Below are 21,100 nucleotides of genomic sequence, written 5' to 3' on the forward strand. Positions count from 1 at the left end.
AGTGGCTTGCACCACCGAATGCGTTCCGATGTGAGTCAGAAAGGCTTCCTCGGTGCGTCACCCTGAAATGGATGAGGATCGGGAAGCGGTAGATTTTCTCAAACTGCCTCACGAGCTTCGAGCTCGTTCCTAGGCAACTGTTCGAATCTACCTCCCCAGGCAGGCCGTGTCAACAGCTTTTCTGGGGACGAGGAGGACAGTAGCAGGTCTGCGGGGGCCTGTGCACATCAGGCGGCCAGGGGCACGGAGGCGCTGCGTTCCTCGCTGTCGAGGTCCCCGGTGGCGCCCTCCCGCACCGCCCGGCGGCCCAGCACGTACACGTAGGCGAGGAAGAGGAGCTCGGCGGCGATGCCGATGGCGATGCGGGCCCAGGTCGGGAGCCCCGAGGGGGTGACGAAGCCTTCGATGACGCCCGAGACGAACAGCACCAGGGCGAGGCCGATCGCCATCCCCAGCGCGGCGCGGCCCTCCTCGGCGAGCGCCGTGCGGCGGGGGCGGGGGCCGGGGTCGACGAGCGTCCAGCCGAGGCGCAGTCCGGTGCCGGCGGCCACGAAGACGGCGGTCAGTTCGAGCAGGCCGTGCGGGAGGATCAGGCCGAGGAAGACGTCGAGCCGTCCCGCCGAGGCCATCAGGCCGATGCCGACGCCCACGTTCGCCATGTTGAGCAGCAGGATCCAGAGCACCGGTACGCAGAGGAAGGCGCCGAGGACCAGGCAGAGCGCGGCGGCACGGGCGTTGTTGGTCCACACCTGGGCGGCGAAGGAGGCCGCCGGGTTGCTGGAGTAGTAGGTCTCGTACTCGCCGCCCGGGTCGGTGAGGGCGCGCAGGTCGGCCGGGGCCCCGATGCTGGCCTGCACCTCGGGGTGGGTCGCGATCCACCAGCCGATGAGCACGGCGACCAGCGTGGAGAGGACGGCGGTGGGCACCCACCAGCGGCGGGTGCGGTAGAGGGCCGCCGGGAAGCCGTGGGTGAGGAAGCGGGTCACGTCGCGCCAGGAGGCGCGGCGGGTGCCGGTGGCGGCGTTGCGGGCGCGGGCGACCAGCTGGGTGAGGCGCCCGACGAGCTGGGGGTCGGGTGCGCTGGACTGGATCAGGGAGAGGTGGGTGGCGGCGCGTTGGTAGAGGGTGATGAGTTCGTCGGCCTCGGCGCCGGTGAGACGGCCCGGGCGGCGCAGCAAACCGTCGAGGCGGTCCCATTCGGCCCGGTGGGCGGACACGAAGACGTCGAGGTCCATCGGATCGTCTGCTCCTCGGCTTCTCGTACTGCGGCAACGGGCCTCAGCTTGGCAGACTGGCCGTTCGTGGGGCGGACCAGGGCTGCGGAGGGTGCAGGAGCATGAGTGATCTCGTGACGGGCGAGGCGGTCGCGCTGGAGTTGCGGCCGGCGAGGCTGCCGAGCCGCGGTCTGGCCTTGGCGATCGACCTCACGGTGGCGCTCGGTGTCTATCTGGGAGTGACCGCTGGGCTGGTGGCGGCGACCTCGTCCTTGGACGAGGCGGCGTTCGCGGCGGTCACCGTGGCGAGTTTCGTGCTGTTGCTGGTGGGGGTGCCGATCGCGGTGGAGACCCTGAGCCGGGGGCGGTCGCTCGGGAAGCTGGTGTGCGGGTTGCGGGTGGTGCGGGACGACGGGGGGCCGATCCGGTTCCGGCACGCCTTGGTGCGGGGCGCGGTGGGGGCGGTGGAGATCCTCGGGACGTTCGGGGTGGTGGCGATGATCGCGTCGTTGGTGTCGGCGCGGGGCCGGCGGGTGGGTGACGTGCTGGCCGGGACGCTGGTGGTGCGGGAGCGGGTGCCGAAGGCGGTCGGCGGGCAGTTGCCGCCTCCGCCGCCGTGGCTGGTGGGGCGGTTCGCGGGGGTGGACCTCTCGGGGGTGCCGGACGAGGTGTGGTTGGCGGTGCGGCAGTACCTGAGCCGGATGTCGCAGTTCGATCCGCAGGCGGGTGGGGCCATGGGTCAGCGGCTGGCGTGGGAGGTGGCCCGGCTGACCGGGGCGGCGGTGCCCGAGGGGGTTCCGGCGGCGGCGTTCCTGGCCGCGGTGGTCCATGAGCGGCGGTCGCGGGACGCCTCGCGGATGGCGGCCGGTGGGGGGCCGGGCGGCGGGGCCGGTGCGTGGGCGGGGGCGGGGTACGGCCCCGGAACCGGGGCGGGTGGCGGTTTCGCGGCGCCGGGCGGGGTCGGCGGAGGGGCGGCGGTGCCTCCGGCCGCTCCCCCGGCCCCGGCCGCTCCGGCTGCGGCTCCTCCGTCGTCGCCGTCGCCGGGTGCGGGGGGCGGGTCGGGCACCGGGTTCGCTCCGCCGGGGTGAGTCGGTGGTGGGGGGTCCGCGGGCCGGTGGGTCAGGGGAAGGTCGAGGGGGGTGACTCCAGGTCCTCCAGCTCGATGCCGGGAGCCGACAGGACCACGTCGCCGGCGAGGTGGACGGTGTGCTGTTCGCCCGTGTCGAGTGCGGTGACCCGGTAGGCGTCCACGGTCAGCGGGGTGCGGTCGGCGTCCTCGGCGGCGTGGGACTCGCGGCTCACCAGGGCCCAGGACTGGTCGACGGTGCGGGGGGCCAGGACCGGTGGGGTGAGGGCGAGCAGGCGGACCCGGACGGCAGGGGCGCCGGGGGCGAGGCGCAGCAGCCGGGCGGTGGCGACGAGGAAGGCCGGTGAGGTGCCGGTGAAGGCGTGCGCGGGCGCGTTGCCCTCGTCGGCGTGTTCCCCGGCGGGGTCGGTGCGCACCCAGGTGACCCCGTCGAGTGCGCCGCCGCGCACGCGCCAGCCCGCGGCGTGCAGTTCGAGGCGGAGGGGGCGGCCGAGGCCGTCGAGGGTGAGGTCCACGGAGCCGGCGTGGTCGCCGGTGGGGGTGCGGGTCTGCGCGACGTAGCGCCAGCCGGAGGGGCCGGGGGCGCAGTGGAAGTGCTCTTCGCCGAGGGGGGTGCGGTCGTACGGGTCGTGGAGGGTGTAGTGGCCGCGGGGCATGGGGGTCCTGGTGGTCGTGGTGCTGGGGTTCCTCGGCGGCCGGTGGGTACGGGGCAGGCCCCCGGCACCGGGGTGCGGGGGGCCTGCCGGGTACGCGCGTGACGGGTCCGTTCGCCGGGTGGCGGCGGGGCGGGTCAGTAGCGGTAGTGGTCCGACTTGTAGGGGCCCTCGACCTCGACGCCGATGTAGGCGGCCTGTTCGGGGCGGAGGGTCGTGAGCTTCACGCCGAGCGCGTCGAGGTGGAGGCGGGCGACCTTCTCGTCGAGGTGCTTGGGGAGCGTGTAGACGTCGGTCGGGTAGGCGTCGGGCTTGGTGAACAGCTCGATCTGGGCCAGGGTCTGGTCCGCGAAGGAGTTGGACATCACGAACGACGGGTGCCCGGTGGCGTTGCCGAGGTTGAGCAGGCGGCCCTCGGAGAGCACGATGAGGACCTTGCCGTCGGGGTAGGTCCAGGTGTGCACCTGGGGCTTGACCTCGTCCTTGACGATGCCGGGGGTCTTGGCGAGGCCGGCCATGTCGATCTCGTTGTCGAAGTGGCCGATGTTGCCGACGATGGCCTGGTGCTTCATCTTGGCCATGTCCGCGGCCATGATGATGTCCTTGTTGCCGGTGGTGGTCACGAAGATGTCGGCGGTGGCGACGACCTCGTCGAGGGTGGTGACCTGGTAGCCGTCCATGGCGGCCTGGAGGGCGCAGATGGGGTCGATCTCGGTGACGATGACCCGGGCGCCCTGGCCGCGCAGGGACTCGGCGCAGCCCTTGCCGACGTCGCCGTAGCCGCAGACGACGGCGGTCTTGCCGCCGATGAGGACGTCGGTGGCGCGGTTGATGCCGTCGATGAGGGAGTGGCGGCAGCCGTACTTGTTGTCGAACTTCGACTTGGTGACGGCGTCGTTGACGTTGATCGCCGGGAAGAGGAGGGCGCCGTCGCGGTGCATCTCGTAGAGGCGGTGGACGCCGGTGGTGGTCTCCTCGGTGACGCCGCGGATCTCGGAGGCGAGCCGGGTCCACTTCTGCGAGCCGTCCGTGATGGTGCGGTGCAGGAGTTCGAGGATGACGCGGTGTTCGTCGGACTCGGCGGTGTCGAGGGCGGGGACCTTGCCGTCCTTCTCGTACTCGACGCCCTTGTGGACGAGGAGGGTGGCGTCGCCTCCGTCGTCGAGGATCATGTTGGGGCCGCCGGTGGGGCTGTTCGGCCAGGTCAGGGCCTGCTCGGTGCACCACCAGTACTCGTCGAGGGTCTCGCCCTTCCAGGCGAAGACGGGGACGCCCCGGGGGGCGTCGGGGGTGCCGTCGGGGCCGACGGCGATGGCCGCGGCGGCGTGGTCCTGGGTGGAGAAGATGTTGCAGGAGGCCCAGCGGACCTCGGCGCCGAGGGCGACGAGGGTCTCGATGAGGACGGCGGTCTGCACGGTCATGTGCAGGGAGCCGGTGACCCGGGCGCCGGCGAGCGGCTGCTGGGCGGCGTACTCCTTGCGGATGGCCATGAGGCCGGGCATCTCGTGCTCGGCGAGGGTGATCTCCTTGCGCCCGTAGGCGGCGAGGGAGAGGTCGGCGACCTTGAAGTCCTGTCGGTTGTCGACGGCGGTCATGGAGGGCTGCTCCTCGGGTTGGGTCGAGGTGGGTACGGCTGGTCTGCGCGGCGGGCAGGGTGGAGCCCGCGCGTTGCGCAGCGCAGTCCGTCGGAGGCCCTCTCTCCCTCGGTCGGCCCGGGGTGCGGGCCGCCCGACCGCCATCAGCAGCGACGTCTGGCACTGGTCTCGAATCTAACACCGCGGGGCGGGCGGGCCACAGGGCGCGATCGCGTTCGGCCGGATTGCCCGGGGCGAACGGCTCAGTGTGCGGGGGTGGGGTCCCCTTCGGTGCGGTCGTCGCGGTGGACGTCGGGTTCGAGGTAGATCACGCGGGCGATGGGGCAGGCGGTGCGGACGCGGGCCTCGGCGGCGTCGATGGCGGTCGCGATCCGGCCGGCGGTGCTGTTGCGGGGCACCGCGATCTTGGCGGCGACGAGGAGTTCCTCGGGGCCCAGGTGGAGGGTGCGCATGTGGATGACGCGGGTGACGGTGGTGCCGTCGACGAGGGCGGCCTCGATGGCGCGGATGTCGTCGGGGCCGGCGGCTTCGCCGAGCAGGAGGGACTTGGTCTCCACGGCGAGGACGAGGGCGATGAGGATGAGGAGGACGCCGATGCACAGGGTGCCGATGCCGTCCCAGAGGCCGTCGCCGGTGGCGAGGGCGAGGCCGACGCCGCCGAGGGCGAGGACCAGGCCGACGAGGGCGCCGAGGTCCTCCAGGAGGACGACGGGGAGTTCGGGGGCCTTGGAGCGGCGGACGAACTCCTTCCAGGAGAGGGTGCCGCGGACCTGGTTGGACTCCTTGATGGCGGTGCGGAACGAGAAGACCTCGGCGACGATCGCGAAGACGAGGACGCCCACGGGCCAGTACCAGTGTTCGACGGGGTGCGGTGCCTTGATCTTCTCGTAGCCCTCGTAGAGGGCGAACATGCCGCCGAGGGAGAAGAGCACGATGGAGACGAGGAAGGCGTAGATATAGCGCTCGCGGCCGTAGCCGAAGGGGTGTTGCGGGGTGGCTTCGCGGCGGGCGCGTTTACCGCCGAGGAGGAGCAGGCCCTGGTTGCCGGAGTCGGCGAGGGAGTGGACGCTCTCGGCGAGCATGGACGAGGAGCCGCTGAAGAGGAAGGCGACGAACTTGGCGACGGCGATGGACAGGTTGGCGGCGAGTGCCGCGACGATGGCCTTGGTCCCGCCTGAGGCGCTCATCCGTGGGGTGTCCCTTCCGCCCGGGGCGGTGCCCCGTGGGTGCCGGCTGCTGGTGGTGTTCCCGTGCCCGGTGGTGGCGGGCGCGGGGGCGCAGATGCGGGATCGTACGGGGTGGGGTGCGCCGGCGCACGGGGTTCGCGCTGAGTGTCGCCCGTCCGGGGGACGGGTCCGGGCGGGGCGGGTGGTCCGTCGGGTCAGACCGCGACGGTGGCGCGGAAGAGGGTGCCGGTGCCGGTGACTTCGGCGGCCTCGCCGGCGGGGACGAAGACGGAGGTGCCGGGGGTCAGGGTCTCGGCGGCTCCGGGGCCGCGGAGGGTGAGGGTGCCGGCGGTGCCGAGCAGGATCTGCGGGGTGCCCGCGGTGAGGTCGCCGGGCGGGGCGGTGTCGGGGCGGACGAAGCGGGAGAGCCGGAACTCGTCGATGGGCGTGTCGTAGACCTCCTCCCCGGTGGGGGAGGCTTCGGGGCGCAGGACGGCGGGGTCGGCGGCGTCGAAGCGGACGATGCGGAGCAGTTCGGGGACGTCGACGTGCTTCGGGGTGAGGCCGCAGCGCAGGACGTTGTCGGAGGTGGCCATGATCTCGACGCCGAGGCCGTGCAGATAGGCGTGGGGGACGCCGGCGCCGAGGTACAGGGCTTCGCCCGGCTGGAGCCGTACGTGGTGGAGCAGCATCGCGGCGAGGACGCCCGGGTCGCCGGGGTGGTGGTGGGCCAGTGCGGCGTAGGCGGCGTAGGCGGCTCTGCGGGCGGTGGCCGGGTCCTCGGTGGCCGGGTCCTCGTGCGGGGCGGGGGCGGGCGGGCCGGCGGCGGCGAGTCGGGCGCAGGCTTCGGCGGCCTCGGTGACGGTGGCGGCGGTCTCGGTGCGGTCGCCGGTGAGGACGGCGGTGAGCACCTCGCGCAGGGCGGCGGCTTCGGGGGTGGCGCGCAGCAGGTCGACGTAGGGCTTGAGGGAGTCGACCTCCAGGGCGGCGAGCAGGTCGGCGGTGGCGTGCGGGGCGCGGAATCCGCACAGGCCCTCGAAGGGGGTGAGCGCGCAGATCAGCTCGGGTTTGTGGTTGGGGTCCTTGTAGTTGCGGTGGGCGGCGGTGGGGTCGATGCCCCGGCGCTGTTCGCGGGCGTACCCCTCGCGGGCCTGGTCGAGGTCGGGGTGGACCTGGAGGGAGAGGGGGGCGCCGGCGGCGAGGAGTTTCAGCAGGAAGGGGAGGCGGGGGCCGAAGCGGGTGACTGCGGGGGCGCCGAGAGTGCCCCGGGGGTCGGTGTCGATGAGGTCGGCGAGGGTGCCGCGGGGGGTGCGGGAGGGGGCGCCGGGGTGGGTGCCCATCCACATCTCGGCTTGGGGTTCGCCGGTGGGGGTGGTGCCGAGGAGGGCGGGCAGGGCGGTGGGGGAACCCCAGGCATAGGGGCGGACGGGGTTGGCGAGACGGTGCATGGGTTCCTCCGTGATGCGGGTGCTACGTGCGCCGGAGCCGTGGACGGCGGCGCCGGTGCGGTGGCCGGCGGGCTCCGGCTCCAGGTCATGCCCCGGAAGCGAGCGCCAGGTAAACGGCGGCGAAATCCGTGACGGCGATCAGTTCGGCGAGTGCTTCGAGTGTGTCGCCGGGGTCGGCGCCGCGGGTGGGGGGCGCGCCGTCGGGCGCCGGGGCGTCGGTGCGGTCGTCCCGGTCGCCGTTGTCGCGGCCGTCGTCGAGTCCGGCTTCGAGTTCGCTGACGGCGGTGTCCTGGCCGAGGGCGAGGGCGCGGGCGGCCGGGGCGGCGCTGAGCGGGCCGGTGGGCCCCTCCCGCAGCAGGACGACGCGGGCGCGGAGGGCCTGGGCCTCTTCGACGCGGTCGCGGAAGAAGTCGTCGGGGTCGGCGCCGGCGGCGAGGCCGCTGGTGAGGAGCGCGCCGTGGGCGGGGAGGGCCTCGGGGAGCTGGGCGGCGAGGGCGGGGCGGCCGGCGAGTTCGCCGATGGCGGCGGCGAAGCGGCGGCCGGCGGGGCCGGCGGAGGGGCCTTCGGTCCAGATCAGCGGGAGGGCTTCGGCGAGTTCGGCGGCGAGGGTCTTGGCGGGGTTGGCGTAGGTGGCGATGGCCGGGCCGCAGCGTTCGGCGGTGCGGTCGAGGCGGTCGGCGACCCGTTCCAGGGTTTCGGCGGGGGCGCTGATGAGTCCGGTGCGGTCGAGGAGCATCAGCAGGGGGGTGAGCAGGGCCCACAGGGCGCCGGGGGCGGAGGCCGCGTCGGGTTCGTCCTGCTCGTAGGGGGCGGTGGCCATGGGCAGGGTGAGTCCGTGGACGCCGTCGACGGCCTCGCCGAGGGGGGTGCGGTCGGGGGCGACGGCGACGACGGTGCAGCCGCGGCGGTACGCCTGTTCGGCGAGGAGGGCGAGGCCGGGTTCGGTGCCGTCCGGGGTGGCGATCAGCAGCAGGTCGACGGGGCCGGCCCAGCCGGGCAGGGCCCAGCGCAGGGCGCCGGGGGCGGCGGCGACGCCGGTGGCGTCGAGGCGGACGACGGGGCTGCTGGCGCCGGCGAGGGTGCCGAGGACGTCGGCGGCGGCGTTGGCGGCGGCGCCGGGGCCGGCCATCAGGACGGCGCGGGGGCGCCCGTCCGGCCGCAGGTCGCCCACGCCGGCCTCGGTGGCGTGTCGGGCGGCGGTGCGGACGCGGGCGCCCGCCTCGGCGGCGCCCCGCAGCAGGCGGCGCCGGTCGGCCCGGGCGAGCGCTTCGGGCTCGTCCAGCAGCGATTCGTCGAGCATGGGGCGGCCTCTCCGGTCGATTCGCTGTGGGGCGGGGCGGCGGGCGGCCGTTACGCGGGGCGGCGGGCCTCGTCCACGAGGAGGACGGGGATGCCGTCGCGGATCGGGTAGGCGAGGCCGCAGTCCTGCCCGGTGCAGAGCAGTTCGGCGTCGGTCTCCGTGAAGGGGGCGTGGCAGGCGGGGCAGGCCAGGATCTCCAGGAGTCCGGCTTCGATCGGCATGGCGGGGTTCCTTCCGGCGGGGGCGCGCGGGATGGGTCCGCGGCCTGGTCAGCGTACCGCCGCGGTCGGGCGGGTGCCGGGTCGACGGTCCTGGTGGTGGGTGGTGCGCACCCCGGGTACCGGACGGTCGTCGTCCGGTACCCGGGGTGCGGCGGGGTCAGTCGCGGATCAGGGCGAGGACCTCGTCCCGGGTCTTGGCCATGGTGGCCTCGTCGCGGCCTTCGGCGTTGAGGCGGAGCAGCGGCTCGGTGTTGGAGGGGCGGACGTTGAACCACCAGTCGGCAGCGGTGACGGTGAGGCCGTCGAGCTCGTCGAGGGTGACGTCCTGGCGTTCCCGGTAGGCGTCCTTCACGGCGGCGAGCCGGGCGGCCTGGTCGTCGACGGTGGAGTTGATCTCGCCGGAGCCGACGTAGCGGTCGTACTGCCCGACCAGCCCGGAGAGCGGGCCGTCCTGTTCGCCGAGGGCGGCGAGGACGTGGAGGGCGGCGAGCATGCCGGTGTCGGCGTTCCAGAAGTCGCGGAAGTAGTAGTGGGCGGAGTGCTCGCCGCCGAAGATGGCGCCGGTGTTCGCCATCTCCTGCTTGATGAAGGAGTGGCCGACGCGGGTGCGCACCGGGGTGCCGCCGTGCTCGCGGACGACCTCGGGGACGGACCAGGAGGTGATGAGGTTGTGGATGACGGTGCCGCTGCCGCCGTGCTTGGCGAGTTCGCGGGCGGCGACCAGGGCGGTGATCGCGGACGGGGAGACGGGGTCGCCGTTCTCGTCGACGACGAAGCAGCGGTCGGCGTCGCCGTCGAAGGCGATGCCGAGGTCGGCGCCCTCGGCGCGGACCCGGGCCTGGAGGTCGACGATGTTCTTCGGGTCGAGCGGGTTGGCCTCGTGGTTCGGGAAGGTGCCGTCGAGTTCGAAGTACAGGGGCACCAGGTCCAGGGGCAGCCCGGCGAAGACGGTGGGGACGGTGTGGCCGCCCATGCCGTTGCCCGCGTCGACGACGACCTTGAGCGGGCGGATGGTGCGCAGGTCGACGAGGGACCTCAGGTGGGCCGCGTAGTCGTCCAGGGTGTCGCGCTGGTCGACCGTTCCGGGCTCGGCGGCGGGGGCGCCGTCGCCGGCGGCCCAGCCCTCGACCAGGGAACGGATCTCGGCGAGGCCGGTGTCCTGCCCGACGGGGGCGGCTCCGGCGCGGCACATCTTGATGCCGTTGTACTGGGCCGGGTTGTGGGAGGCGGTGAACATGGCGCCGGGCAGGTCGAGGGCGCCGGAGGCGTAGTAGAGCTGGTCGGTGGAGCACAGCCCGATCTCGGTGACGTCGACGCCGCGGGCGGCGGCGCCGCGGGCGAAGGCGCGGGAGAGTCCCGGGGAGGAGGGGCGCATGTCGTGCCCGATCACGATCGCCCGGGCGTCGGTCACCTGGGCGAAGGCCGCGCCGAAGAGTTCGGCGAGGGACTCGTCCCACTGGTCGGGGACCACCCCGCGGACGTCGTACGCCTTCACGATCTGCGACAGGTCAACCGTCACGGCCACACCCTCCTGGAGGTCCTCTGAGGCCCCCCAAACTACCCGCAGGGGGTGGCGGTGGGCAGGGCGGCACGGGGCCGGTGCGGGCGGGCGGCCGCTTTTCGGCCGGGCGACGTCGTCGCTGGTGGCGGGGGCGGCGCGGGGTTCAGGAGTCCGGGGAGCGCAGGACGCGCAGATGGCCGCGGCGGGCCACTTCCCTGGGGTCGGCGCCGGTGCGTCCGCCGGCCTCGGCGGCGCGGTCGTGGGGACGGGCCGCCTCGCGCACGGCGTTGGCGAGGGCTTCGAGGTCGTCGCCGCTGGGCCGGGCGGGGCCGCTGGTCTCGGCGAGGCGGACGACCTCCCAGCCGCGGGGGGCGGTGAGGCGCTCGGAGTGCTCGGCGCACAGGTCGTAGCAGTGGGGTTCGGCGTAGGTGGCGAGGGGGCCGAGGACCGCGGTCGAGTCGGCGTAGACGTACGTCAGCGTCGCGACGGCGGGACGGCCGCACGCGGTGCGCGAACAGCGACGTACAGGGCTCACGATGTTGGACGGTACCGCACTCTTGAGCGGGCCGCGACGACTCCCCCGCACGTCACCCCGCCGTGTCGTGGCGTGAACCCGCCCCCGGGGGTTTCCGGTTGTGGATCCCGGGCGGTGCGCGGCGGGGGCGGCCTGAAGGACGAAACGGGGAACGAATCAGGACCATCAGGGGCGTTCACCTCATACAGGACGTGAGCCACCCTCCTTGAAATGATCAATAGCGATCACAAGCGTGGCTGGAATGGTCAACAAGTGACATGCCCTACATCGGGGTGACGCGAGGGGCGAACGGGTCGGGCTTCCCGCGGTACGGAGCCGGACTGACACGGAACGTGACGGAACCTGGGGGACGACGCGGCGGGGAGGCCGCCGGAGGACTACGCTTCCCCGGTGATGGACGACCCCGTTTCTCCCCCTGCCGCGAACCGCGGCCCCCGGCGTCGTGACCGGCACGGCCGCGGGATGCGCGGTCCCGTCGCCCCGCCGCAGGTGCCGCTCGCCGCCAGCCGGGCCGAGCTCTTCACGGACCTGGTGCAGGACTCGGTCGAGCGGCTGGAGCGGCGGTGGCCCCAGCTCTCCGAGTTCGACTTCATGGTGCTGGAGGTGCCCCGGCTGGAGGCCGCGGACGGGGGCTGGGGCGAGGACCCGGTGCCGCTGGGCGGGATCGTCCCGGCGCGGGAGGGCCGACGGGCGCGGGTGGTGGTCTACCGGCGGCCGGTGGAGATCCGCACCAAGGGGCGCGACGAACGCGCCGCCCTGGTGCACGAGGTCGTGGTGGAGCAGGTCGCGGAGTTGCTGGGCCTGACCCCGGAGACCGTCGACCCGCACTACGACGAGGACTGACGGCGCCTCAGCCCTGGAGCACGGACAGGTCCTCCTCCGCCTTCGGCACGGCGACGGTGCCCCGGTCGTCGGCGAGGGTCTGGACGGTGAACATGGGGATGCCGTCCTCGGGCAGCTCCAGCATCCGGGACGCGTGCACCGGGCCGCCCGACAGGGTCTCGACGGTGAGCGCGTAGGAGCCTTCGAGACCCTTCGGGACGAGGTCGTCGACCCGTACGGTGGTGTCCTCCGGCACCGGGTACGTCCGGCTCACCGGCGCACCGCCCCCGCTGCCCGCCGAGGCGGTGACCCGCACCTTCGCGCCCCGCCCGGTGGACGTCAGGGCCAGCGCGCCGCCCTCGGCCCGGTTGTCGGCGACCGTCGCCCGGGCGCCGATCCCGGTGCTCGCGGGCAGGTAGGCGGTCTCCCGGCGGTCACCCTTGCCGCGGACCACCTGGAGGGCGGCCACGACCGGGGCGGAGGAGCCGTCCTTGGGCGCGAGCAGCAGGGAGCCGGGTTCGCCCCGGGTGATCTCACCGAGCTCGACGGCCGTGGTCATCCCCGCCTTGACGTGCAGCTCCTCGTTGCCGGCCGGGACGATCGGACCGTTCGGCGAGGCCACCTGGAGGGTCAGCTCCGCGTCCTGGTCGCCGGGCGCGAAGACGACCAGACGGGCCGCGGTGACGTCCTCGGGGACGCCCGGGAGCACCACCGCGGGCGCCGGGTCGGCGGCGGGCGCCAGCCAGTCGGCGCCCCGCTCGGCGTCGACGGCCCGGATCGCCGCCGCGACGCGCCCGCTGCGCACCGTGACGTGCACCGTGAGGTCGCCCTGCGGCTTGTCGGTGAGGGTGGACAGCAGCACCGGCACGCTGGCCCGCGGCTGCACCTGGATGTCCTCGCCCAGGGAGGACGCGAGGGCGCCGTCCTTCCCGTGCAACTCGATGTCGACGACGGCCGCCGCGTCGTCCGGGTTGGTGAGGTGGACGTAGTCGGTGCGGCCCTCGGCGGTGCTGGCGCCCGGCAGCCAGAACTCGGTGTCCGGGGCGGCACAGGCAAGCCCGAGGACGCCGCGGCCCTCGCCCGCGGTGACGGTGGTGGTCTGCTGGACGGTCCAGCCGGGGGCCAGCCGTCCCTCGGCGGCGCCGATCAGGGCCGGGACGTCCGCGCCCGATTCCTCGGCGGTGACCGGGGTGCCGGGCTCCGCCGGGCGGAGCGCGGGCGCGCCGGCCTTCTTCTTCGCCCGGGCGGCGGGGTCGAGCACGGCCCGGCCGGAGTCGGAGGCGCCCGGGGACTTCGGGGTGTACGAGGTGTAGGTGGTGTCCGCGAGGTCCGAGTCCGAGGGGGCCGGGCAGAGCAGGCCGGAGCGCTCCACGGGCAGCCGGGCGGCGGACGGGGCCGCGTCGTCGCCGTCCGCCCCGGGCATCGTCACCACGGCGAGCCCCGTGACGGCGGCCAGCGTGGCCGTGGTGGCGAACAGGGACAGGGTGGTGCGCTTCACTGCTGGCTCCCCTCGGGGCGCTCGCGGTCGGTGCCGTGCGGGCCGTGGTCGTGGCCGCCCGACGGGTGGCCGGGGTCGGTGCCGTAGGCGTACGGGTCGTAGGGCTGCGGCGCGGGCGGGTCGTAGCCGCCCGCGCCGAACGCGGCGGAGCCGTAGCCGTCCTGACCGTAGGTCTGCGGCGGGTGCACGGGCTGGTCGTAGGGGGCGTAGCCGTCCTGCGGGGCGGTCCCGGGGTGGTGGTGCGCCGGGTCGTACCCGCCGTATCCGTCGTAGCCGTACCCGTCGTACCCGCCGCCGTGGTCGGCTTGCGGGGGGACGGCGCCCGGGTGGACGGAGGGGTCCGGCGGCGGGGGGTCCCAGACCGGGGGTGCGGCCTGGTGGGGGACGGGCGGGGCGACGGGCGCCGGCGGGGGCGGCTCGGCGGGGGCGGGCTGCTCCTCGCGCAGTCGGCGGGCGCGGCGGCCCTCGGCGGGCGGGGGCGGGGGCGGCGTCTCACCGGGGAGGTCGTCGTCCACCTGCCGGCGGCGGCCGGGCAGGGCGAGGACGACGAGGACGAGGACGAGGGCGGCCTGGGTCCACTGCCAGGCGGTGTGGGTCAACGGCGTGGCGTAGGTGACGTCCAGGCGTCCGCCGGAGGCGGGGAGCCGGAAGCCCTGGGCCCAGCCGTCGACGGTGACCGCGGTGAGGGGCTCCCCGTCCAGGGTGGCCGTCCAGCCGGGGGCGGCGGAGTCGGCGAGGCGCAGGACGCGGCCCTCCGGTCCGGGGCGGAGCTCGGTGTGGATCTCCACGGGGCCGGCGGCGACGGGTTGGGGGTCGCCGGAGGCGGGCACGACGGCGGCGCGGGAGACCTGCCGGTCGACGCGCCAGAGGGAGTCGCCGTCCTGTTCGCTGAGTCGGGACAGGCCGGGGGTGGTGTCGAGGACGCGGCTCATGGTGCGGGGGGCGCCGTCGCGGACGAGGACGTAGCGCACCGCGTAGCCGCCGAGTTCGTCGGCCTGGTCGGCGCCGGAGCCGGCGACGAGGTGGGCCACGACCCGGTCGAGCCGGGGGTCGGCGGGTGCGGCGGCGGCGAGTTCGGCGTCGCCGAGGCGGGCGCCGGAGCCGCGGACCAGGGTGTAGGCCACCCGGTCGGGGCCATCGCCGTCGAGGACGAGGGTGCGGGCCTGGTCCTGGGTGCGGCTCTCCTCGGCGACGAACGCGGGGACCTGGACGGGGTCGCGCCGTTCGAGGGGGCCGTGGGCGCCGCCGATCATCCAGCCGGCGGCGGCGAGGAAGGTGCCCGCGGCGGCGGCGAAGGCGATGAGCGCGGCGACCGGCTGGCGCCAGCCGAAGCTCTGCTCGGCCACCCGGTGGCGGGCCCCGTCGGCGCCCAGGATCGCGGCGCCCAGCAGGGCGAGGCCGTACACGAGGGTGGCGGGGCCGGCCCAGGTGGCGCCGTTGGAGAGGGCGGCGAGGACGAGGGCGACCAGGGCGGTGGTCCAGGCCGCGAGGACGCCGGTGCGGCGTTCGGTGCGCAGCAGGGCGGCGAGCGCGGCGAGGACCACCCCGGTCAGCAGGAGTCCGCCCACGGTGCCGGAGCCGCCCGGGGACGCGCCCAGCAGGTCGAGGGCGTCGGAGGCGGGGCCGGCGTGGTCGAGTCCGGCTTCGGTGAGGAAGCCGGTGGGCAGCAGGGTCAGCGACCAGGGCGCGAGGACCAGCAGCGGGGTGGCGAGGGCGACGAGCGCCCGGGCGCCGTGCGCCAGCAGGTCGCGGCGGCGCACGGCGAGCAGCACCAGGCCGAGCGCCAGCGCGAGGGGCCACACCACCGGGGTGAACGCGGTGGTGACGGTCAGCAGCAGGGCGAAGGCCCAGGTGGCCCGCCAGCTTCCGGCGGTGCCGGGGCGAGCCAGGCCGCTGGCGGCGACGCCCGCGCGGGCCAGCAGCGGCAGCAGCACGGCGAGGACGGCGGTGCCGATCCGGCCGCCGGCGACGGCGCCGGTGACGGCGGGCAGGAAGGCGTAGGCGACCGCGGCCCAGGCGCGCAGCAGGCGCGACATGACCAGCGGGCGGGAGGCGAGGTAGGCGGTGACGCCGGCGAGCGGGACGGCGCCGAGGAGGACGACGCTGACCGCGAGGCCGGTGGAGCCGAAGAGGACGCTGCCGAGCAGGGCGAGGAAGGCGAGGTGGGGGGGCGCGGACTGGGTGCCGCCGGTGCCCACCGGGTGCCAGGCGTCGGTGTAGCGGGCCCAGAGGTCGGCGGCGTCGGCGGGGGCGGGCAGCAGGGCGCCGCCGGTGAGGGCGCCGGTGCCGAGCAGGGCACGGGTGGCGACCAGGGTGCACAGCAGCAGGAGCGCGAAGAGCACCGGGCCGGGTTTGCGGCCGACGCGCTTGAGGCGGGCGAACTGTTCGACTTCCAGGAAGTCGGCGTCGTCGCCGCCGGGTCCGGATTCGACGGCGCCGTGGCGTCCGCCGCGGCCGGTGTCGGTGTCGGAGGCGCCGACCAGGTTGCCGGTGAGTTGGTCGAGGGCGGCGCGGAGGGTGGCGCCGGGCGGCGGGAACAGGGGCCGCAGTTCGTTCCGGTCGGTCCGCGGGCGTCCGCGGCTGCGGCGGGCGGCGAGGACGCGGCCGGGGCGCAGCAGGGTGGCGGCGAGGCCGGTGACCTCGTCGAGGGCCTGCCCGGGGACCTTGCCGACGAGGTAGGCGAGGGCGCGCAGGACGGTGCCGAGGACGAGTCTGACGAGGACCCAGGGCAGGGCGGCGGTGCGGGTGTTGGCCAGCAGCGCGTAGGAGGCGCCGGCCTTGTCGACCTTGTGCGGGGAGCTGGTGCCGCGGCCGGCGCAGTCGACGCTGCGGCGTTCGCGGGAGGCGGCTTCGGCGTGCCGGACGCCCGCTTCGGGGGCGACCAGGACGCGGTGGCCGGCGTGGTGGGCGCGCCAGCAGAAGTCGACGTCGTCGCGCATCAGCGGCAGGTGGCGGTCGAAACCGCCGAGTCGGTCGAAGACCTCTCGGCGGATCAGCATGCCGGCGGTGGAGACGGCGAGCACGGGGCGGACCTGGTCGTGCTGGCCCTGGTCCTGTTCGCGGCGGTCGAGTCCGGTCCAGCGGCGCCCGCTGGGGGCGATGGTGACGCCGACTTCGAGGAGTTGGCGGCGGTCGTACCAGCCGCGGAGCTTGGGGCCGACGACGGCGATGTCCGCGGCGCCGTCGCCGGAGGGCGTGAGCGCGCGTTCGTTCTCGACGGCGCGCAGCAGGTGGTCGAGGGCGTCCGGTTCGGGGGCGCAGTCGTCGTGCAGCAGCCACAGCCACTGTTCGGGTTCGCCGTGGGGCAGCTCGGGCAGGTCGTAGGCGTCGTCGTGCCAGGTGCGGGTGGCGGGGTCCCAGCCACTGGGGCGCTTGAGGTAGGGCAGGTCGTCGGGGGTGAGGACGGGTGCGGTGCGCACGGCCTCGTCGACGGCCTGCCCGAAGCCGGTGCGGCGGGCGAGGTTCAGGACCCGGTCGGCGCCGAGGGCTTCGGTGAGCAGCCGGGCGGAGTCGTCGGCGCTTCCGGTGTCGGCGGCGACGACGTTCTGCACGGGGCGGGTCTGACCGAGGAGTCCGGCGAGGGTCTCGGGCAGCCATCGTGCGCCGTCGTGCGCGACGACGACGGCGGTGACGACGTGCCGGGGGTGCTCGGGCGGGCTGGTCGGGTCGGACAGGGCCGGCCGCGGTGGAGCGGACGCGGCGGCCGTGGCGGTGTGGTGGCCGGGCGGCCGGCTGTGCAGGGACATCGTGGTGCGGGCCCCGTCGCTGGACTGTGGTCGACGCGCACGGAAATCCGCTGGCCGTGGGCTCGGTGCCGGGTGGTCGCGGAGGTCGTGGGTCTCGGACGAGCGACCACACTAACGGCTGGGCGCGGGGCCGGTCGCCGCCCGTGGACGACCCCGGTGCCGACGCTCCGCGCGCACCCGTTGCGGTGGCGGGCGGCGATGCGCCCGGGGAAGGGGTGGAAACGGGCCGGGCGCGGGGTGGGGGCCGGGTGGTGCGGTGCGGGCTCCGGGGTGGCGGAGACCGGGGGGTGTGCGGGCGGCGGGGTGGTGGGGTGCGGGCGGGCCGCCGGGCCCGGGTGGGGGTGGGTGGACCGACGGGAGTCGGGGTCAGACCGCGGCCTTCTTGAGGCGGCGGCGTTCGCGTTCGGAGAGTCCGCCCCAGATGCCGAAGCGCTCGTCGTTGGCGAGAGCGTATTCAAGACATTCCGAGCGGACCTCGCAGGCGAGGCAGACCTTCTTGGCCTCGCGGGTGGAACCGCCCTTCTCGGGGAAGAAGGACTCGGGGTCGGTCTGGGCGCACAGTGCACGCTCCTGCCAGCCGAGTTCCTCTTCGTCCATGCCCTCGACGGTGTCCACTGCTTCGATCAGCAGGTGCTGGAACAGCTCGGTCATGTAGCGCCCCTCGTCTGTTTTTGCGTCCCCGTGACGGCGTCGTCCGGCTTGTTCACCAGCGAACGACACGAGTGAAATTACAAGTGCGCCGGTCCGAGCCAGTCAAGCCGGGATCTGCTAATGCCCCCCTTATTCACTCTGCGGAACCAAGGGTATACGGTAAGTGCTCAAATCGACATAAACCGTGACAGGCTCTCGGCTGACCGTCTCCGGAGCGTCTCACCAGGAGAGACGTCCCGGAAACACACTTCGTTGCGATACCGCCCGGAAGCGAAACTGATCACACCCGCGTATGGCCCCGCAACGCCGGGGAAGACCGCCCGGGTTGCCCGACGCCCCCTGGTCAACGCGCGGCCCCACGGTCGGCAACGGGCGCCACCGGAACGGGTGAATACCAGCCAGCCGACCGGGGACTCGGTTGACATCACAGGTGTGAACCGGTTGCCTGGTGGGCATGCTCGCGAACTTGGCACTTTCCGTGACCCGCCCCGGGTCCTTCGGTGCTGCCCGCTCGCGCTGTAGCTGTTGTCCCTGCTGCTGTTGAGCCCCTCGCGCTCCAGCCACCCCGCCGACGCCCCCCGCGCCAGCGCGCCGCCCGCACCCCGGGTCGGCCGTCTCCCCGCGGGAGCACCCGCCGTCCGCGATCCGGACGGGCACCGTCGGCACGGCACCGGCCCGTAGCGGCCCCGCTCCCGCCCCTCCACACTCTCGCCGAGGACACCCCCGCACCCCATGAACAGCGACAGCGACCTCCAGATCGCCGGCGACATCCTCGAAGTTCCGCACCTCCTCCAGCCGCCGCGCGAACATCCGGTCACGGTGGCCGAGTTCGCCGGGCTCGCCCGGTCCGTCGCCGCCGACCCCGACCAGTGGGCGCACCTGGTGCGCTACGACGCCACCAGCCGCTGGTACCACCGGCTGCGCACCGGGCCCGGCTACGAGATGTGGCTGCTGTCCTGGGTGCCCGGCCAGGGCAGCGGACTCCACGACCACGGACCGTCCAGCGGTGTGCTCACCGTCCTCGCCGGCGAACTCACCGAGCGGACCCGGCGCGCCGCCCGCACCCTGCGCCCCGGTGCGCAACGGGTCTTCGCCCCCGGCTACGTCCACGAGGTCACCAACGACGCCCTCGAACCCGCGGTGAGCCTGCACGTCTACTTCCCCGGGCTGACCGAGATGCCGATGCACGCGGCGCAGTGCGCCGGCGCGAGCGCCACCGCACCCGCCTGACCGGTTCCGCACCCCTCCGCCGGCCGCGCCCCCGGCCGGGGCGGGGACGTCGGTGACGCCTGACAGACTTGTGCCCATGCGCATTGTGGTTCTGGCAGGCGGCATCGGCGGTGCCCGGTTCCTGCGCGGTCTCCGGGAGATCGCCCGGGAACGCGGGGTCACCGACATCACGGTCATCGGCAACACCGGGGACGACATCCACCTCTTCGGTCTGAAGGTCTGTCCGGACCTGGACACGGTGATGTACACCCTCGGCGGCGGCATCGACGAGGAACAGGGCTGGGGGCGCGCGGACGAGAGCTTCCGGGTCAAGGAGGAGCTCGCGGCGTACGGGGTGGGGCCCGACTGGTTCGGGCTCGGGGACCGGGACTTCGCCACCCACATCGTGCGCACCCAGATGCTCGCCGCCGGGTACCCGCTGAGCGCGGTCACCGAGGCGCTCTGCGACCGCTGGCAGCCCGGGGTGCGGCTGCTGCCGATGTCCGACGACCGGATCGAGACCCACGTGGCGATCACGGTGCCGGAGGGCGAGCCGGGCGCCGGGGAGCGCAAGGCCGTCCACTTCCAGGAGTACTGGGTGCGGCTGCGGGCCGGCGTCGAGGCGCACGCCGTGGTCCCGGTCGGCGCCGAGCGGGCCGAGCCCGCGCCGGGGGTGCTGGAGGCGATCGCCGCGGCCGACGTGGTGCTGTTCCCGCCGTCGAACCCGGTGGTCAGCATCGGCACGATCCTCGCCGTGCCCGGCATCCGGGAGGCCGTCGCCGAGGCCGGGGTCCCGGTGGTGGGCCTCTCCCCCATCGTCGGGGACGCCCCGGTGCGCGGTATGGCCGACAAGGTCCTGGCCGCGGTCGGCGTCGAAGCCACGGCCGCCGCGGTCGCCGAGCACTACGGCTCCGGGCTCCTCGACGGCTGGCTGGTGGACACCGTGGACGCGGGGGCGCTGGCCCGGGTGGAGGCCGCCGGCATCCGCTGCCGGGCGGTGCCGCTGCTGATGACGGACCTGGCCGCCACGGCGCGGATGGCCGGGGACGCCCTGGACCTGGCCGCGGAGGTGCGGGCATGAGCGGCGCACCGCGAACGGGCCCCGGCTTCCGGGTGTGGGCGGTGCCCGGGATCGGCGAGGTGGTCCCCGGGGACGACCTGGCGAAGCTGATCGCCGCCGCCGAACCCGGGCTGGCGGACGGGGACGTGGTCCTGGTCACCTCGAAGGTCGTCTCCAAGGCCGAGGGCCGGATCGTCGCGGCGACCGACCGGGAGGCCGCCATCGACGCCGAGACGGTACGGGTGGTCGCCCGCCGCGGAACGCTGCGGATCGTGGAGAACCGGCAGGGGCTGGTGATGGCCGCCGCCGGCGTCGACGCCTCCAACACCCCCGCCGGAACCGTCCTGCTGCTGCCCGTCGACCCGGACGCCTCCGCCCGGACCATCCGCGACGGACTCCGCGAGTCCCTCGGCGTCCGGGTCGGCGTCGTCGTCACCGACACCTCCGGCCGGCCCTGGCGCTCCGGGCTCACCGACATCGCCATCGGCGCGGCCGGCGTCCGGGTCCTCGACGACCTGCGCGGCGGCACCGACACCCACGGCAACCCGCTGAACGTCACCGTGGTCGCCACCGCCGACGAACTCGCCGCCGCCGGCGACCTGGTCAAGGGCAAGACCGCCGGGCTGCCGGTGGCCGTGGTCCGCGGACTCCCGCACGCCCTGCACACCGACGCCCCCGACGGCACCGAGGAGCCGGGGGCGCGGGCGCTGGTGCGGGGCGCCCGCGGCGACCTGTTCCGGCTCGGCACCTCGGAGGCGGTCCGCGAGGCGGTCACCGGGCGGCGCACCGTGCGGTCGTTCACCGAGCAGCCGGTGGACCCGGGGGCGGTGCGCCGGGCGGTCGCGGCGGCGATCACCGCGCCCGCCCCGCACCACACCACGCCCTGGCGGTTCGTGCTGGTGGAGAGCGCCGCCACCCGGCTGCGGCTGCTGGACGCCATGCGGGACGCCTGGATCGCGGACCTGCGGCGGGACGGCAAGTCGGAGGAGTCGATCGCCCGGCGGGTGCGGCGCGGGGACGTGCTGCGCAACGCGCCGTACCTCGCGGTGCCGTGCCTGGTCACCGAGGGCGCCCACCACTACGGGCACGCCCGGCGGGACGCCGCCGAGCGGGAGATGTTCGTGGTGGCGATGGGCGCCGGCGTGCAGAACTTCCTGGTGGCGCTCGCCGGCGAACGGCTGGGTTCGGCCTGGGTGTCGTCCACGATGTTCTGCCGGGACGTCGTCCGGGAGGTGCTGGAGCTGCCCGCGGAGTGGGACCCGATGGGCGCGGTGGCGATCGGGCACCCGGCCGTGGAGCCGGCCGAGCGGCCCGCCCGCCCGGTGGAGGCGTTCGTCCGGGTGCGGTAGGGACGCGGCACCATGGAACGGGACCCCGCACCGGGGTCCACGAGG

Annotated in this window: 17 protein-coding genes; 5 read left to right on the plus strand and 12 right to left on the minus strand. The window is 74.8% G+C overall.

Translation table 11 applies throughout. The features are described from left to right. Positions 1-227 precede the first annotated feature (227 nt). Positions 228-1,235 carry a stage II sporulation protein M gene (locus tag ACSMX9_RS09390; RefSeq protein WP_445401554.1) on the minus strand — a complete coding sequence of 336 codons (1,008 nt, stop codon included), beginning with the start codon at positions 1,233-1,235 and terminating at the stop codon, positions 228-230. 101 nt (positions 1,236-1,336) lie between these two features. On the opposite strand from ACSMX9_RS09390, the gene ACSMX9_RS09395 reads away from it, so the two are divergent. Beyond that, entirely contained in the window at positions 1,337-2,302 is a 966-nt protein-coding gene (locus ACSMX9_RS09395; protein WP_445401555.1) for an RDD family protein, read from the plus strand. Between the two features lie 31 nt (positions 2,303-2,333). Here ACSMX9_RS09395 and ACSMX9_RS09400 read toward each other — a convergent pair whose 3' ends face one another. From ACSMX9_RS09400 to ACSMX9_RS09435, 8 genes are all read right to left on the minus strand, one after another. Beyond that, positions 2,334-2,957, minus strand: coding sequence for a hypothetical protein (locus ACSMX9_RS09400; protein ID WP_445401557.1), 624 nt, complete (start codon positions 2,955-2,957; stop codon positions 2,334-2,336). Between the two features lie 134 nt (positions 2,958-3,091). Next, positions 3,092-4,549, minus strand: a complete 1,458-nt coding sequence (gene ahcY, locus ACSMX9_RS09405; RefSeq protein WP_351247958.1) for an adenosylhomocysteinase — start codon at positions 4,547-4,549, stop codon at positions 3,092-3,094. 242 nt (positions 4,550-4,791) lie between these two features. Beyond that, positions 4,792-5,736: a cation diffusion facilitator family transporter gene (locus tag ACSMX9_RS09410; RefSeq protein WP_445401559.1), complete on the minus strand. Its 945-nt coding sequence runs from the start codon at positions 5,734-5,736 to the stop codon at positions 4,792-4,794. A gap of 194 nt (positions 5,737-5,930) precedes the next feature. Continuing rightward, positions 5,931-7,163 carry a mannose-6-phosphate isomerase, class I gene (gene manA / locus ACSMX9_RS09415; protein WP_351247954.1) on the minus strand — a complete coding sequence of 411 codons (1,233 nt, stop codon included), beginning with the start codon at positions 7,161-7,163 and terminating at the stop codon, positions 5,931-5,933. An 85-nt stretch (positions 7,164-7,248) separates the two neighbouring features. After that, entirely contained in the window at positions 7,249-8,463 is a 1,215-nt protein-coding gene (locus ACSMX9_RS09420; RefSeq protein ID WP_445401561.1) for an SIS domain-containing protein, read from the minus strand. 50 nt (positions 8,464-8,513) lie between these two features. Then, the gene (locus ACSMX9_RS09425) at positions 8,514-8,684 is read right to left on the minus strand and encodes a Trm112 family protein (RefSeq protein WP_366117098.1); all 171 of its coding nucleotides are present in this window, start codon (positions 8,682-8,684) and stop codon (positions 8,514-8,516) included. A 157-nt stretch (positions 8,685-8,841) separates the two neighbouring features. Continuing rightward, entirely contained in the window at positions 8,842-10,203 is a 1,362-nt protein-coding gene (locus ACSMX9_RS09430) for a phosphomannomutase/phosphoglucomutase (RefSeq protein WP_445401563.1), read from the minus strand. Between the two features lie 145 nt (positions 10,204-10,348). Further along, positions 10,349-10,771 (minus strand): DUF3499 domain-containing protein, encoded by a 423-nt coding sequence (locus ACSMX9_RS09435; protein WP_445401565.1) that lies wholly within the window; start codon positions 10,769-10,771, stop codon positions 10,349-10,351. A 342-nt stretch (positions 10,772-11,113) separates the two neighbouring features. On the opposite strand from ACSMX9_RS09435, the gene ACSMX9_RS09440 reads away from it, so the two are divergent. Beyond that, the gene (locus ACSMX9_RS09440; RefSeq protein WP_366117101.1) at positions 11,114-11,563 is read left to right on the plus strand and encodes a metallopeptidase family protein; all 450 of its coding nucleotides are present in this window, start codon (positions 11,114-11,116) and stop codon (positions 11,561-11,563) included. Positions 11,564-11,570: 7 nt separating this feature from the next. Here ACSMX9_RS09440 and ACSMX9_RS09445 read toward each other — a convergent pair whose 3' ends face one another. From ACSMX9_RS09445 to ACSMX9_RS09455, 3 genes are all read right to left on the minus strand, one after another. Beyond that, positions 11,571-13,040, minus strand: a complete 1,470-nt coding sequence (locus ACSMX9_RS09445) for a DUF5719 family protein (protein WP_445401567.1) — start codon at positions 13,038-13,040, stop codon at positions 11,571-11,573. Next, complete coding sequence (locus ACSMX9_RS09450) at positions 13,037-16,786, minus strand: glycosyltransferase family 2 protein (RefSeq protein ID WP_445401569.1); 3,750 nt, start codon at positions 16,784-16,786, stop codon at positions 13,037-13,039. Before ACSMX9_RS09450 ends, ACSMX9_RS09445 begins: the two co-directional genes overlap by 4 nt. A 366-nt stretch (positions 16,787-17,152) precedes the next feature. After that, the gene (locus ACSMX9_RS09455; RefSeq protein WP_445401571.1) at positions 17,153-17,437 is read right to left on the minus strand and encodes a WhiB family transcriptional regulator; all 285 of its coding nucleotides are present in this window, start codon (positions 17,435-17,437) and stop codon (positions 17,153-17,155) included. A 732-nt stretch (positions 17,438-18,169) separates the two neighbouring features. Here ACSMX9_RS09455 and ACSMX9_RS09460 point away from each other — a divergent pair. From ACSMX9_RS09460 to ACSMX9_RS09470, 3 genes are all read left to right on the plus strand, one after another. After that, positions 18,170-18,667: a cysteine dioxygenase gene (locus ACSMX9_RS09460; protein WP_445401573.1), complete on the plus strand. Its 498-nt coding sequence runs from the start codon at positions 18,170-18,172 to the stop codon at positions 18,665-18,667. Between the two features lie 76 nt (positions 18,668-18,743). Then, a complete protein-coding gene (gene cofD, locus ACSMX9_RS09465; RefSeq protein ID WP_445401575.1) occupies positions 18,744-19,727 on the plus strand; it encodes a 2-phospho-L-lactate transferase in 984 nt (327 codons plus the stop codon). Next, a complete protein-coding gene (locus tag ACSMX9_RS09470) occupies positions 19,724-21,055 on the plus strand; it encodes a coenzyme F420-0:L-glutamate ligase (protein WP_445401577.1) in 1,332 nt (443 codons plus the stop codon). Before cofD ends, ACSMX9_RS09470 begins: the two co-directional genes overlap by 4 nt. Positions 21,056-21,100 lie beyond the last annotated feature (45 nt).

The organism is Streptomyces sp. LE64 (assembly GCF_052606915.1).

Coding starts and splice junctions, on each gene's coding strand:
- ACSMX9_RS09470 (WP_445401577.1), top strand. CDS start 19,724: ATGAGCGGCGCACCGCGAACGGGCCCCGGCTTCCGGGTGTGGGCGGTG.
- manA (WP_351247954.1), bottom strand. CDS start 7,163: ATGCACCGTCTCGCCAACCCCGTCCGCCCCTATGCCTGGGGTTCCCCC.
- ACSMX9_RS09410 (WP_445401559.1), bottom strand. CDS start 5,736: ATGAGCGCCTCAGGCGGGACCAAGGCCATCGTCGCGGCACTCGCCGCC.
- ACSMX9_RS09400 (WP_445401557.1), bottom strand. CDS start 2,957: ATGCCCCGCGGCCACTACACCCTCCACGACCCGTACGACCGCACCCCC.
- ACSMX9_RS09455 (WP_445401571.1), bottom strand. CDS start 17,437: ATGACCGAGCTGTTCCAGCACCTGCTGATCGAAGCAGTGGACACCGTC.
- ACSMX9_RS09450 (WP_445401569.1), bottom strand. CDS start 16,786: ATGTCCCTGCACAGCCGGCCGCCCGGCCACCACACCGCCACGGCCGCC.
- ACSMX9_RS09460 (WP_445401573.1), top strand. CDS start 18,170: ATGAACAGCGACAGCGACCTCCAGATCGCCGGCGACATCCTCGAAGTT.
- ACSMX9_RS09425 (WP_366117098.1), bottom strand. CDS start 8,684: ATGCCGATCGAAGCCGGACTCCTGGAGATCCTGGCCTGCCCCGCCTGC.
- ahcY (WP_351247958.1), bottom strand. CDS start 4,549: ATGACCGCCGTCGACAACCGACAGGACTTCAAGGTCGCCGACCTCTCC.
- ACSMX9_RS09420 (WP_445401561.1), bottom strand. CDS start 8,463: ATGCTCGACGAATCGCTGCTGGACGAGCCCGAAGCGCTCGCCCGGGCC.
- cofD (WP_445401575.1), top strand. CDS start 18,744: ATGCGCATTGTGGTTCTGGCAGGCGGCATCGGCGGTGCCCGGTTCCTG.
- ACSMX9_RS09440 (WP_366117101.1), top strand. CDS start 11,114: ATGGACGACCCCGTTTCTCCCCCTGCCGCGAACCGCGGCCCCCGGCGT.
- ACSMX9_RS09395 (WP_445401555.1), top strand. CDS start 1,337: ATGAGTGATCTCGTGACGGGCGAGGCGGTCGCGCTGGAGTTGCGGCCG.
- ACSMX9_RS09390 (WP_445401554.1), bottom strand. CDS start 1,235: ATGGACCTCGACGTCTTCGTGTCCGCCCACCGGGCCGAATGGGACCGC.